Source organism: Pseudomonas sp. PS01270 (genome assembly GCF_029959775.1).
In the GTDB taxonomy this organism is placed as follows: domain Bacteria; phylum Pseudomonadota; class Gammaproteobacteria; order Pseudomonadales; family Pseudomonadaceae; genus Aquipseudomonas; species Aquipseudomonas atacamensis.
In genome coordinates this window covers 1-14,099 of the sequence record NZ_JASCPT010000007.1, presented here as the reverse complement: position 1 = coordinate 14,099, position 14,099 = coordinate 1, and the positions used below count along the sequence as shown (strand labels likewise).

Here is a 14,099-nt window from a genome sequence, read left to right as displayed (position 1 = left end):
TCTATTCCAGCAAAAGGTGACGGGCGAGCCCTTCGATGTAGGTTTCATCCTGGCCGTTGGGGTGTGCTTCGAAGGCCAGGTGCAGATATTCATGAGTCAGGTCGAGGCGATCCTGCAGGGTCAGTACGCCGCGCACGTAAATGCGCTGGCGTTCGCGGTCGACGAAGGGTCGGCCGAAGGCGAGTTTGCATACGGCGAAAGTGCTGACTTCGTTGTAGCCGGTTTCGCTTTCAAGCCTCGGACGCCAGCCGCGTCGCTGCTTTTGCAGCCAGTCTTGCGCGGCGGGCAATGCTTCGCAGGAGGCGACCGGGTTGTCCCAACGGCTGAGGCTGGCGCGTGGATAGGCGTGCAGCAGAATCGCGTCGAAACGTTGGCCGGCGTTCGCTTGCTCGACGGCTTGCTGCCAGGCGAGTTTGTCCGGGCCGGGCTGGTCGGAGTGATAGGTGACGGTGCTGCCGGCCAGCACCAGATCGGTCGTCCACGCCGCGATGTTGCGTGACTCGGCCGAGGCTGGACGCGGGGCGACGCGCTGGCGATTGCTGCTGTCGTCGATGCTCAGGCAGTCGCCGTTGCGCGTGGCGTTTTGCAGCAGATAAGTGCGGATCGCTACGGCCAGCGCCTTGGCGGCTTCGGCGGGTTGCGGTTTGGCTTCGCGCTCAAGAACGCGGGCGACATATTCTTCGCGATCAAGTCTTGCGACGAGTTTGTCGTTGAGCAGAAACAGTTCGCCATCGCTGTGGATGTCCAGCGCATTGCCGTTGGCGAATTCGACGCGGTAGTCGCCGCGCAATGGCCCGGACGGGGCGACACGGTCACCTGACAAAACCTTGGAAACCGGATATTTCGAAAACAGCCTGACTTCCACGCAACGCCCCGCGTCCACCGGCCAAGCCGTCGGCAATACGCTGGCCAGCGCCTGAGCGTAATGCCGCAGAACCATTTGACTGGTACCGCGTCCACCCGCCCAGACCGGTGCGCCGTCGGCGCTCCAACCGGCGAATCCACCTTGCCGCGATTGTGCATCCTGGTCGCCGAGCCAGCTCCAGGTTTTCACCCGCAGGCGCCCGCCCAACTCGCCGACGACATTGCCGTCCGCCGCGTTCAGCACGACATCGAGCAACACGCGGCGCATCTGTTCCTGCGCTGGCAGCAACGCCAGAACGCTCAATAACTCGGCAACCGAAACCCTTGTTGCCGGTTGCACGGCTGGCAAATCCAGCAACCACGACGGCGCTTGCCGCGCCTGCCAATACGCTCGCCAATCCGTCGCTGCAATGCCCAACCGCGCCGGTGCGAAATACAGACCGCAGGACTTCACCAGTGCCTGATCCCGCTCGATCTTGCCGCCCGCCGAGCAGCAATAGACTTCTTCTCTGGACTGCCCGCGACATTCATACGCCGGTTCCCGTGCACCGGTATCCACCAGCCACGCGTAGACGAACAACTTCCACAGACTGCCCAGCGGCGCATCCAGCGACGCTGGCAACGGTTCCCGCTTGATCAGTTGCGTCTGACTCAACGACAACAACTCACCCTGATAGGCCACGCGCAACGGCTCATCCTGCGCTGTCGCCAGCGCAGGCATCACACTCATCAGCAGCCACAACAGCGGCCGGCGCATGTCAGTTGACCGTGACCTGACCGAGGGCGGCTTTCGCCTCCTGGGCCTGATGCTGCGGTGCATACACTTGCTTGAAGCGTACCGGCGGCAGGTTGAACTGGCCCTTCTGCGAGAAGCGCACCAGATGACGCAGGCGCAACTCACCACTCAGCGCGTCGACCGGCACCGCGTATGCCAGTTGTCCCGGTTCGAAACGCGCCTTCTCCAGCGCGGTCGGTTCGGTGCCGTCCTTGCCCTGCAACTTGATGCCCCACGTCGTGCGCTCGACATCCGCGCCCGGTGGCAGCGGCACTTCAAGCATGCCGTAGCGCAGCGGTTTCGCTGCCTTGCTGGTGAGGATCACCTCGTCCAGGTACAGGCTGTCGCTGGACAACGGTTTAGTGCCGACCGGCTCGAGTTTGAAGGTGAACGCTTCGTCGCCCGGCACCAGACGCGACAGGCGCCGGGTGATGGTCACGGCCATCGGATCGACCTGCGGCTGTTGAGTCTGGAAGCTCAGCGCTGCACGCAACGGCCGCTCTTGAGTGCCGGACACGCTCAGTACGTTCGGCAAAGGCGTCGCGCCTTGCCATGTCCAGTACATCTCGCCGCTGGCGCCGTGGTTTTTCTTCCAGCCCTCACCCGGCATCAGCGCGATGGTCGGCGAAGCCTGAGCGATGCTGCGTTGCAGCCAGGTCAGCGCCAGTGCACGTTCCAGTGTCGATTGCTGCGGCAACAGACGTTGCAGCAGCGCTGTCGCACGAGCCTGATCAAACGGTTGCAGCGACAGGTTCAGTGCTTCAACGAAGGGCTGCGAGCTGACCGCCAGACGTTGTTGCGCTGCGCCCAGTTGCCGATTGAATGCCTCCGGCAAAGCAACTTTCGCCTGCGAGGCCAACGATGCAGTGAGTACCCGTGCCGTCGCCAGACCAAGTGCCGAATCCGGGTCGTTCATCACCAGACTGTCCTGGCCGTCGTCGAGCAAGGTTTCGGCAGCGCCTTCACCGGCCTTGGCCAGATCGTCGATCAAACCGCTGAGCAGCGTGTTCACTGGCAGCTGCATCTGTTTGGCGAACGACAGAATCAGCGCCCGTTGCAGCAATGGCGTATTCGGCGCCTGCTTGGCATAAACCTCCAGCACCCGCTGCCAGTGCTCCGGCGGCAGGGTCAGGTCGAGTACGCGGCTGGCATTCCAGTCGGCGTAATAGGCATAGGCGGTGAGAAATGCATCCGGCTCGCCGTCGTAGCCCCACCAGGTGAAGCTCGCCGACGGCCCGGCCATTTGCACCAGACGCAGACGGCTGTTCTGCATGATCAGGCGCAAGCGATCGCGAATCTGCGGGTTCGAGGCCAGCGATGGATAAGCGATGCTTAGCGGCAGCAAGCGACTGGCGGTCTGCTCGACGCCGCCGTACGGGTAGCTCAGCAGATCATCGAGGGCGGAACGGAACAGCGCTTGCGGACTGTCATCCAGACGCAGGCGGATATCCGTGGCATCCGCCGGCAAACTCAATGGCGTATCGCCGCTCACCACTTCGAGGCTTTGTGTCTGGGTGACCTGCCAGCCTTCACCGGTGGCACTCAAGCGCACAGCCAGGGCATCGGCGACTTTGCCATCCTGCACCAACTGCGCCGTCCACTCGCCAGAGGCCAAAGCGAACGCCGGCAGTGGCAGGTAATTGATGCCGCTGTTCAAAGTCACCGGAAGACGTTGTTCGGTACCGGCATAGTGAGTCACCAGTTCAGCCTTGACCGATTTCTCTGCCTGACTGAAAGCGAACACGCCCAGTTGCGGCTGATCGCCCTTGCGGAATTTGCTCGGCCCGCTCCACTTCAGGTATAGCGGTTTTTCCGAACGGACAAACTGCTTCTTCTGCCCGACCTGACCGTCATCGGCAATCGCCCGCGCGGTGATGCGCCAGCGGGTCAGCGAGTCCGGCATCTTGAAGGTGAAGCGGGTTTTGCCGTCGGCGCCGGTCAACAACTCCGGCTGCCACGCAGCGGTGTCGACGTCTTCACGGCGCGGACGCTCAAGCACTTTCACGCCGCGTTCGCTGCGATTGGCTTTGCCCGGTGCGCCGGGGCTGCCCGGCAATGCCACGTCGTAGCTGATGAATGACAGGCTGGCACTGGTGCGCACGTTGTTGCGCCGTGGGTGATAGAAGAACTGGTCGATGCTCGGCGCGACTTCCGGTTGCAGCGCGTAGACCATTTCGTCGACCACGCTGACCGTCAGATGCGCCGGAACCGCTTTGCCGGCGAACTGTGTGGTCAGGTCGACGGTGACCGTATCGCCCGGCAGATACACCGCTTTGTCGGTGCTGATCGCCACGTCGATTTGTGGCGCGACCACTTTGATCCCGGCGTTCTGGAAGCTGTACTGACCGCCCTTGGTGTAGAGCACGGAGAAGGTCAGGTTCGGCGCGAAGTTATCCTTCACCGCAATGCGCGCGCGGTATTGGGTGTCGCTGAGTTTTTCCAGCTTCAACCAGTCAGCGCCCTTGGCCAGCAGCGCAGTGGCCTCGACCTTGTCGCGCTCCAGCGACAGCAGTGCATCGCTGACCGGCTCAGGGAAGGTGATCAGCGCCAGCGCTTCTTCGCCCGCCTTGTACTCGGGCTTGTCGAGGACGATTTCCACGGTACCCGGCACCGCTTTCACACCGTCGCCGGTGACCGAATGGCTGGTGGCGCCGAGGGCGCGACCGTGTTGATCCTTCAGCGTCAGGTTGTACGTGCCCGGACGTTCGAAGGCGAGGCTGAAGCCTTTGTCCGTTGCGGCGAGTTTGCCTTCGCCGGTGCTCTGATCTTCCAGGCGCACCCAGGCGTAGCTGCTCGGCGTTACGGCTTTGCTTTGTTCGGTGCCGCCCTCGTTGGCGTAGCTGAAGGCAACCTTGTCACCGACTGCACTGAAACGCTGCGGCGCACTCAAGCGGAAACTCGCCGCGCCACGGTCGATGAGGATTTCCTTGGTGGTTTTGACCCGATAAGCCGCGCCGTCGCTGGCAAACACGGTGAGCATGTAGCGGCTCGGTTTATCGGCTGCCGGCAAATCGAGGGTCGCGTTGCCTTTGCTGTCGGTAGTCAGTTCGGTGCTGGTCAGCTCCACCGGAAATTGCCCGAGGTATTGCAGCTCGTTGTCGACCATGGACAGTTGCTGGGCGCGCAGGCTCAGGCTCAATTTGGCGCTGGCCACCGGTTTGCCGTCCGGATAGAGCAGCACCAGATTGCCTTTCACCGGCTCACCGGTACGGTAATCCTGCTTGGCCAGATTCAGCGAGATTTCGAAGTGCGGCTTGATGTATTCAGCCACACGGAAAGCACTGCTGTAGGCCTGCTCCTTGTAGTTGAAACGGATCTCGTAACCACCGGCCACGGCGTTATCCGGCAACTGGAAACGGCCCTGAGTACCGGCCTTGGAATCCAGTTTCAGATCGAGGGTCTGCAATTCGGTCCCCGTGGCATCAAGCACGCTGACACTGACATCCGCCGCGCCCGGCAGCACCGAATCACGGGCATTCTTGAACTCGCGACCGACGATTTTCAACGACACCCAATCGCCCGGACGATACAGCGGCCGGTCGGTGAAGGCGTAAAGTTTGGTGTCGTAGATTTCGCTGTCGTAGTAGAAGTTTTCCGAGACGAACACGCCGCCCTCTTCGTCCTCGCCGATGACGAACGAGCGCTCCGGGCTGACGTGTTTCAGGCGCAGCAGACCTTCGGCATCGGTAGCACCGCTGCTCATCACGCCGAGGCCATCGGTCCACAGCACATTGACCTTCGGCACCGAGCTGCCTTCGTGTTTGCGCGCGGCCCAGACCAGCAGTTCATCACCGGCAATCTTGCTCACCGCGACGGTGTTGGAGACGAAAACCATGGTGGTCGCGCGGTACTTGCCGATCAGCGCTTCGACCAGATACAGCCCAGGCTTCAGGTTGCCCAACGGGATGTAAACGTTGCCCGGTGCGACGCTGACAAAGTCGCTGGACGAGCCGGCCAGATTGACCCCGGTCGGTGGCTGGATCGGCTTGGCCTGCCACAGTGGATAACGGAACTGGCTGACCACCGGCAAACCCGGGATCAGCGCGAATTGCGGCTGCGCGTCGTACGGCGTCGGCGCGGCCATGGCCTCGCCCATTTTCAGCTCCGGCACTTCTTCGGTGACCTGCTTGCGCGACTCGTAGGAGAACGCACGCTGCATCACCCGGCGGGATTTGCGATACCAGTTGTCCCACAGATACGCGAGGGTGTTGGACAGACCTTCGCCCTTGAACTGGCCGTCGCTGACGACGCGATGCAGGTTCTTCTGGCGCTTGAGGAAATCCAGCGGCTTGTCGATGCGATATACGCGAATGTCGGCGCCGCCGTACGGCTCCATGCGAAAGCGCCGGTAGTCACGACCCGGGGCTTCGAGGCGGACCATCGCCGGCTCGTCGCTGGCAAAACTGCTATCGGCGAGCAAGAAAAAACTCTCACCGGCCACCGGCGTGTAATTGCTCGGCTCCACCGAGTCTTCGGCGTTGACGCAGGTAAACGGCAGCAACAACGCCAACAACAAAGAAATTCGCGAACAGATACGCAACATGCGGGCACCGGTCATTGGGAGAGAAAGTTCAGTCGATAGACGCCGATGAAGTTGGGGTTGGCTGCGTCGGGTATCCATCGGGTGTCCTTCCATGTCATGAGTTGCTGCAGGCTTGCCGAACGCATGCCGTTGTCAGTGGGGGTGGTGGTGCCGGTGTGATAGGCGATGTAGCGGCCCATCCAGATCATCAGGTGCTGGTCGTCGCCCTGATCGAAAAACATCAGGTCACCGGGCCGCGCCTGCGACACATCGCGGCCGACCAGATGGCTGTTGAACTGAATCAGTTTGATCGCGTTGACGTACGGCCCGACCTTGCCGCCGCCCTGCTGCCACTGTTGCGCGAGCTTGCGTTGCTCGTCGCTCAGCGCCAGTTCCGGCGGCAGATAGCGATTGGACAGACCATTGCTGCGCAGCCATTTGTCGTCATGGACTTTCAGCGCTTCGTTGGCGGCAAAGCGCACCAGCCCGGCGCAGTCCTGCTGATACCAGCGCGGGCTCGGGCCTTGGCTCAATTGCTCTTGAGCAATACGCACAAACCAGGCGCGGAACACCTGGGATTGCGCCGGGTCGAGCGCTGGCGCTTCAACCGCACGGGCGCCTGCGCTCAGCAGCAAAGCAAGCAAGCCGAGGCTGCGGATCAGTGCGCTCACAACGCCTTCCATTCCAGCGGCAGCCATTGCCAGTGGCCGTCAGGCTCGCTGCCTTCGGGCAGGGTCAGGGCATATTTGCCGTAGCCGCCAAGGGTGCGCAGTTTCGGCATCAGGTAGGTTTGCGCAGCGTTATAAAACACCGGCTCCATGTCCTGCGGCAGGCTGTCGAGGGTTTCGCGCTGCATCAGTTGCGCCATCGCGTCCGGGCCGAAGTAGATCGGCATCAGTACGTCTTTTGGCAAAACGTCGGCCATCGGCGGGAAGCGCTTGTCGAGGGTGCCGAGGGCTTTGTCGACGAGTTTGTCGTCGAGGGAGAACAGCAGCGTCGAGCCGTGACGGGCGAGGCTGACCTTCATGAACGCCTTGCCGGAAATCGCCTCCGGGTTTTCAGCGGTCTTCGCCGCGTACGGACCGAAACTGGAACTGACCTGACGCTGCCAGACGTGGCTCTGGCCCTCCTGCTTGTCGATCACCGGGAATACGCTTTCGGCGACGTTGGCTTCGAACGCGCCGACCATCGAACCGAACAACTTGCCCAGATCAGCGTCGAGTTTGCTGCTGTCCTCGTCTTTGAGGCTGGCGACCAGCAGAGGTGTGTACAACCGGGAATCGGCGTACCAGCACAGGCCGGCCGCGCCAGCGACGTGTTCGGTCAGCGTTTGCGCAACAGCTTCATCGGCACCGAGTTTGATCAATATCGGTTTCTGCGGCTCGGCCGCCACCGGCAGGGTCACGCAAGCGCTCGCCCCCAACGGCATCGCCTGCCAGACCGGTTTGAAATCGAAGTCCGGCTGATTTTCCAGTTCGTCCATGGCCAGATAGCTGTGCCAGCCCTTGTCGTCCATGTCGAAACGCAGGCCGGCGAAATTCGGAATGAAGCGCTGATAGCCCATGGCGAGGACGCTGGAATTGACCGACAGACGCTGCTTGGTTTCCGGGCTTTTCGCCGGCAAGCCGAACGCTTCGGGGAAGAGTTTTTCACCGTTGAGCAACGCCGCCAGCGCTTGCGCGGAAACGCGGCCCGACTCTTCCGAGACGCCGCTCTCGGGGTCGTAGTACTTGGCTGGATTGGACAGCACCACCAGTTTGTCGCCGCGCGACGCGAACAGCAGTGATTTACTGGCGTTATAGCTGAGTTGATACAGCGGCACGTCATCGCCGCCGACTTTGAGAGTGCCGAAGATGCTGAGCTGAGTGTCATCCAGCGCCACTTTCGCCAACGGCTCGAGCAGCTTGGCCAATCCGCCGCGATCCATCACCAGCAGGAAATCCTTCAAACGACCATCGGCGCCACGCCACAGCGCAACATCGGCCGGTTGATCAAAAAGCTGCTCGATCAGGCTGTCCTGCAATTTGAGGTCATGCTCGTAGATGATCCGGCGCAGGCTGCCGATCAGGCCGAGGCGGTCGGCGTGGGTTTCGTAATAGAAGACGAAATCCTCGGTGAGCGTGGCCTTGAGGAACGGCACCGCCAGCAGGTCCTTGGGCAACTGGCTCAGTGAACGGGTTTCGAGCAAGGCGTCTGGACGGCCGAGGCCGAGCTTGTCACTGGCAAGGGCCGCCGGCGGCGCTTTGGGCTTGAGCAGCAGCCAGCCAAAACCGCCCGCCACACCGGCCACTAGGCACAGGCCGAGCACGACCAGCGGCCAGCGCCGCGAAGGTTTGGCCGCCGGTGTCGCGGCAGCTGGAGTCACAGTGTTATCGCTCATGTTCACAACATCCGAGTTCATCCGTGGCGGGATGCTTAATAGTTGAAAGTCTTGACCAGCAGCAGATCACCGATCGCCCGCAGGGGCACGATGAAGGTTTCGCGTTTTTCGTCGACGGTGTTTTCGTTGAGCACCAGGGTGATCTGCGAGGTGATCACCTCGTTCTGATTACTGGTTTCCTCGAAGTTATAGCCACCATCGCCGTAGTTGCCCCAATAGTTGACGTAGACCAGATACGTGCCGTGCAGCGGCGCGGTCATGGTGAACATTTCCGGGCCGGGGCCGTCGACACCATCCGGGTCGAGGCCGCCGCCATTGCTCAGCGCCGGCCGTGCCCAAAAGGCATGCTGACCGTCGGGGGTGACAATATGCAGATCCAGCTCGGCTTTCGGGTCGTCCCATCCCAAGACAAGACGAATCTTCGCCGGCGTGCGCAGATTATTTGCTTCATAAAATTGCACGCGCTTGAGCGACTGGCCCTCGGCGCTGATCACTTCGACGCTGTTGGAACCGGCGCCAAATGCGTAGGGCCGGGCAAAACGTCCCTGATCATCGGTGTACAAATTCAATGGATTGCCGTTGACGGCGAGGCTGTGCGGCGGACGCATGTGGCCGAGGGCTTTGAGCTGGCCCTGGATCATCGTGCGATTGCGCTGAATGCCGCGATCGATCGGCGGCGTCGGGTAGGCGACCTGCGGGTTTTCCGAGCGATCGAGCAGGCCGTGATAACGCCAGCCGCCCACCGGCTCGGACAACTGCGCAGTCGGCGCCGCCCACAGCGCAGGCGCGCAGGCGAGGCCGATCAGCAGCAAAAGAAATGAACGCATGTGACGCCTCCTGCCATGCCTTGAACGAAACCTTGCACCCGATCCTCGGTACTTCACAGCGGTGAACTGCGTTTCGTCTGAATGCCCCGCAACTGTCGGGGCCGTAGAAGCGGCGAAGAGTAGCGATTCGGCAGTTTTTTAACAATCGGATACATGTGTGACTGCTGTAGGAATCGCGCCATCCGGGTAGACGATGAGCCGAATAGCCGGCATATTCGGCTCACCAAATGAGCCGAATAGCGTTTTTATTCGGCTCACGCTTCTACGACAGGTGATCAATGACCGCACATTGGATCTGGCAACAACCGGATTGGCCCGACTTCAACTGGCAAGCAGAGCGCCTCGCCCCGCTGCTGCGCGAGTGCGTGCAGATGCAGGGCCGACTCTTGGGAATGGCCGGCTCAGTGGGCGATTCGATGAGCGCTCAGAGCGAGCTCGATGCGTTGCTTCAGAACATCGTCACCTCCTCCGCCATCGAAGGTGAGCAACTGAATGTCGGCTCCGTGCGTTCTTCTCTGGCCCGGCGCCTGGGTCTGGAATGGATTGATCGCGATAGCGTCAGCCAGCGTAGCGAGGGCTTGGCGCAATTGATGCTCGATGCCACCCATGGCTTCGACGAGCCGCTGACCCTGGCCCGATTGCTGGAATGGCACACCTGGCTTTTCCCCGCCGAGGAAGCGATGTTCAGCGCGCGGCCAATACTCGTCGGTACCTTGCGCGGCGACGAACCGATGCAGGTGGTGTCCGGTCGGCTCGACCGGCCAACGGTTCACTTTGAGGCGCCACCGCGCCAAGGGCTGGAACAGCAAATTGAGCGTTTTTTGAGCTGGTTCGAAGCCAGCCGCGATCAGGTTTCGCTGGATCCGCTGTTACGCGCAGGCATCGCGCATTTCTGGTTTGTCACTCTGCACCCTTTCGACGACGGCAACGGTCGTCTGACCCGCACAATCACCGATCTGGCGCTGGCGCAAGGCGAAGCGCAGGCGATCCGCTTCTACGCGATGTCCGCAAGCATTCTCGAGGATCGCGCCGGTTATTACCGGATTCTGGAGTCGAGCCAAAAGACCACGCTCGATATCACCGAATGGCTGACCTGGTTTTTGCAGACACTGCTGCGCAGCCTGCAGCAAGCCATCACCCGGATAGATTCGGTGTTGGGCAAGACTCGCTTCTGGCAGGCGCACCGCGAATCCGACCTTTCAGCGGAGCAGATCAAAGTGCTCAATTGCTTGCTCGATGGCGGTGAGCGCGGTTTCGAACAGGGCCTCAGCGCAGGGCAATATCAAGCGGTTGCGAAAGTATCCAAAGCCACCGCGACGCGGCATCTGGCGGAGTTGCTGGACAAGGGCTGCCTGCAACGCCTGCCGGGCGGCGGACGCAGTACGCGTTACAAAATCAACTATCCGGATTGACTCGCCGACCGTTATGGAGGGGCCTAGCGACGGCCCGCTCATTTGCCCATACCCCCCCTATCTGCTAGTGTCGCGCCGGTTTAACGTCTACCGGAAATTGCCGCCATGGCCCGCAAAAAAGCTGCACTGGATTTCGAACAATCCCTCGCCGACCTGCAAACACTGGTCGAGCGTCTGGAGAACGGTGAATTGTCGCTGGAAGACTCGCTGACCGCTTTCGAGCAGGGCATCGGCCTGACCCGTGACTGCCAGGCGGCGCTGGCCCAGGCCGAGCAGAAAGTGCAGGTGCTGCTGGAGCGCGATGGCGAGCTCGCCGAGGAACCCTTCGACGCGGATGAGCCAGAATGATCGCGGCGTATTCGGCGAGCAGTCAGGCCCGGGTCAACGCGGCGCTGGAAACGCTGTTCAACGCGCCGCTGCCGGAACTGGCGCGGCTCTACGAAGCGATGCGCTACAGCGTGATGAACGGCGGCAAACGCGTGCGCCCGTTGCTGGCTTACGCGGCGTGCGAAGCCCTCGGTGGCCAGGCTGAACAGGCCAGCGGCGCGGCGTGTGCGGTCGAGTTGATCCACGCCTACTCGCTGGTGCACGACGATTTGCCGGCGATGGACGATGACGATCTGCGTCGCGGCCAGCCGACGACCCACAAGAAATTCGACGAAGCCTGCGCGATCCTCGCCGGTGACGGCTTGCAGAGCCTGGCCTTCAGCGCCCTGCTCGATCCGCGCCTGAGCGATTGCAGCAGCGACATCCGTCTGCAGATGGTCACGGCGCTGGCCCATGCAGCCGGTCCGGCGGGCATGGTCGGTGGCCAGGCCATCGATCTGGGTTCGGTCGGTCTCAAACTCGATCAACAAGCCCTGGAACAGATGCACCGGCACAAGACCGGCGCGCTGATTGAAGTCAGCGTCAGGCTCGGCGCCCTCGCCAGCGGCCGCGCCCAGCCTGATCAGCTTCAGGCGTTGCAGACTTATGCACAGGCCATCGGTCTCGCATTTCAAGTGCAGGACGACATCCTCGACGTGGAAAGCGATACCGCGACCCTCGGCAAACGGCAGGGCGCCGACATTGCCCGCGACAAGCCAACCTACCCGGCGCTGCTCGGCCTCGACGCCGCCAAGGCCTACGCTCTGGAACTGCGCGATCAGGCCTTGCAGGCGCTGCGACCGTTTGACGCGGCCGCCGAGCCGTTGCGCGAGCTGGCCCGGTATATCGTCGAGCGACGCAACTGACGGCGTATCGGCCAAAAAAGACCAACGCGTGGGCAGGGGGCGATGCATCAGGTAAACTGCCGCATCTTTTATACCTATAACGATTCGCCTGATGCCCACGACGTTTCATGAGATTCCCCGCAAGCGCCCGACCACGCCCCTGCTCGACCGCGCGAACACGCCGGACGGCCTGCGCCGGTTAGGCGAAGCCGAGCTGGAAACCCTGGCCGATGAGTTGCGCCTGGAATTGCTCTACACGGTCGGCCAGACCGGTGGGCATTTCGGTGCCGGCCTGGGCGTGATCGAGCTGACCATCGCGCTGCATTACGTTTTCGACACCCCGGACGACCGTCTGCTGTGGGATGTCGGGCATCAGGCGTATCCGCACAAGATCCTCACCGGTCGCCGCGAGCGCATGGCCAGCCTGCGTCAGAAGGACGGCATTGCCGCGTTCCCGCGCCGCTCCGAGAGCGAGTACGATACCTTCGGCGTCGGCCACTCCAGCACCTCGATCAGCGCTGCGCTGGGCATGGCCATTGCCGCCCGTCTGCAGGACAGCGATCGCAAGGCTATCGCCGTGATCGGCGACGGCGCGCTGACCGCCGGCATGGCTTTCGAGGCGCTGAACCATGCGCCTGAAGTCAACGCCAACATGCTGGTGATCCTCAACGACAACGATATGTCGATCTCGCGCAACGTCGGCGGGTTGTCGAATTATCTGGCGAAGATTCTGTCCAGCCGCACCTACGCGAGCATGCGCGAGGGCAGCAAGAAGGTCCTTTCGCGCCTGCCCGGTGCGTGGGAAATCGCCCGTCGCACCGAAGAATATGCCAAGGGCATGCTGGTCCCTGGCACCCTGTTCGAAGAGCTGGGCTGGAATTACATCGGCCCGATCGACGGTCACGATCTGCCCACTTTGATCGCCACCCTGCGCAACATGCGCGATCTCAAAGGCCCGCAGTTCCTGCACATCGTCACCAAGAAAGGCAAAGGCTTCGCCCCGGCGGAAGTCGACCCGATCGGTTACCACGCCATCACCAAACTCGAACCTCTGGACGCCCCGGCCGCCGCGCCTAAAGCCGCCAGCGGGCCGAAGTATTCGGCGGTGTTCGGCGAGTGGCTGTGCGACATGGCGGCGGCTGACGCGCGTCTGGTCGGGATCACCCCGGCGATGAAGGAAGGCTCGGATCTGGTGGCGTTCAGCGAGCGTTTCCCGGAGCGTTATTTCGACGTGGCGATTGCCGAGCAGCACGCGGTAACGTTCGCCGCTGGCATGGCCTGCGAAGGCGCGAAACCGGTGGTGGCGATCTATTCGACGTTCCTGCAACGCGGTTACGACCAATTGGTACACGACGTCGCGGTGCAGAACCTCGACGTGCTGTTCGCCATCGACCGCGCCGGTCTGGTCGGCGAAGACGGCCCGACCCACGCTGGCAGCTACGACCTGTCGTACCTGCGCTGCATCCCGGGCATGGTCATCATGACCCCGAGCGATGAAAACGAACTGCGCAAGATGCTCACCACCGGCCACCTCTACAATGGCCCGGCGGCAGTGCGCTACCCACGCGGCAGCGGGCCGAATGCAGTCATCGAAAAAGATCTCGAAGCGATCGAAATCGGCAAGGGCATTGTCCGTCGTCAGGGCAGCAAGGTCGCCATGCTGGTGTTCGGCGTGCAACTGAGCGAAGCCTTGAAAGTCGCCGAGAAGCTCGACGCCACCGTGGTCGACATGCGTTTCGTCAAACCGCTGGATGAAGCGCTGGTACGCGAGATCGCCGCTAGCCACGAGTTGCTGGTGACCATCGAAGAGAACGCAATCATGGGCGGCGCCGGCGGCGCGGTCAGCGAATTCCTCGCCCGCGAGAACATTCTCAAGTCGATGCTGCATCTGGGCTTGCCGGACATTTACGTCGAGCATGCGAAACCGGCGCAGATGCTTGCCGAGTGCGGGCTGGATGAGGCCGGGATCGAAGCGTCGATTCGCCAGCGGCTGGATTTGCTTCACCGATAAAAGTAATACCTGTGCAAAACCCTGTGGGAGCGAGCTTGCTCGCGAATGCGGTGTGTCAGTCAGCATTCATTTGACTGACAGTCCGCATTCGCGAGCA

General features: G+C 62.1%; 9 protein-coding genes. 4 read left to right on the top strand and 5 right to left on the bottom strand.

Going from position 1 to position 14,099, the window contains the following annotated elements; genetic code table 11:
* Position 1: 1 nt before the first annotated feature.
* From QMX86_RS04410 to QMX86_RS04390, 5 genes are read right to left on the bottom strand one after another with little or no spacing between them, the layout of a single operon-like run.
* Positions 2-1,621, bottom strand: a complete 1,620-nt coding sequence (locus QMX86_RS04410) for a DUF2300 domain-containing protein (protein ID WP_282384492.1) — start codon at positions 1,619-1,621, stop codon at positions 2-4.
* Between the two features lies 1 nt (position 1,622).
* Positions 1,623-6,197 (bottom strand): alpha-2-macroglobulin, encoded by a 4,575-nt coding sequence (locus QMX86_RS04405; protein WP_282384491.1) that lies wholly within the window; start codon positions 6,195-6,197, stop codon positions 1,623-1,625.
* On the bottom strand, positions 6,194-6,844 hold the full coding sequence (locus QMX86_RS04400) for a DUF1175 domain-containing protein (RefSeq protein ID WP_282384503.1): 651 nt from the start codon (positions 6,842-6,844) through the stop codon (positions 6,194-6,196). The genes QMX86_RS04405 and QMX86_RS04400 overlap by 4 nt, the downstream gene beginning before the upstream one ends.
* Positions 6,829-8,541, bottom strand: coding sequence for a DUF2138 domain-containing protein (locus QMX86_RS04395; RefSeq protein WP_282384490.1), 1,713 nt, complete (start codon positions 8,539-8,541; stop codon positions 6,829-6,831). Before QMX86_RS04395 ends, QMX86_RS04400 begins: the two co-directional genes overlap by 16 nt.
* 35 nt (positions 8,542-8,576) lie before the next feature.
* Entirely contained in the window at positions 8,577-9,368 is a 792-nt protein-coding gene (locus tag QMX86_RS04390) for a DUF2135 domain-containing protein (RefSeq protein WP_024014479.1), read from the bottom strand.
* Between the two features lie 278 nt (positions 9,369-9,646).
* Here QMX86_RS04390 and QMX86_RS04385 point away from each other — a divergent pair, with 278 nt between their 5' ends.
* From QMX86_RS04385 to dxs, 4 genes are all read left to right on the top strand, one after another.
* On the top strand, positions 9,647-10,780 hold the full coding sequence (locus QMX86_RS04385; RefSeq protein ID WP_282384489.1) for a Fic family protein: 1,134 nt from the start codon (positions 9,647-9,649) through the stop codon (positions 10,778-10,780).
* 105 nt (positions 10,781-10,885) lie between these two features.
* Positions 10,886-11,128, top strand: coding sequence for an exodeoxyribonuclease VII small subunit (locus QMX86_RS04380; RefSeq protein WP_016772991.1), 243 nt, complete (start codon positions 10,886-10,888; stop codon positions 11,126-11,128).
* Positions 11,125-12,012 (top strand): (2E,6E)-farnesyl diphosphate synthase, encoded by an 888-nt coding sequence (gene ispA / locus QMX86_RS04375; RefSeq protein WP_122705939.1) that lies wholly within the window; start codon positions 11,125-11,127, stop codon positions 12,010-12,012. Before QMX86_RS04380 ends, ispA begins: the two co-directional genes overlap by 4 nt.
* Positions 12,013-12,103: 91 nt before the next feature.
* On the top strand, positions 12,104-14,002 hold the full coding sequence (dxs, locus tag QMX86_RS04370; protein WP_282384488.1) for a 1-deoxy-D-xylulose-5-phosphate synthase: 1,899 nt from the start codon (positions 12,104-12,106) through the stop codon (positions 14,000-14,002).
* The last annotated feature ends 97 nt before the right edge of the window (positions 14,003-14,099 follow it).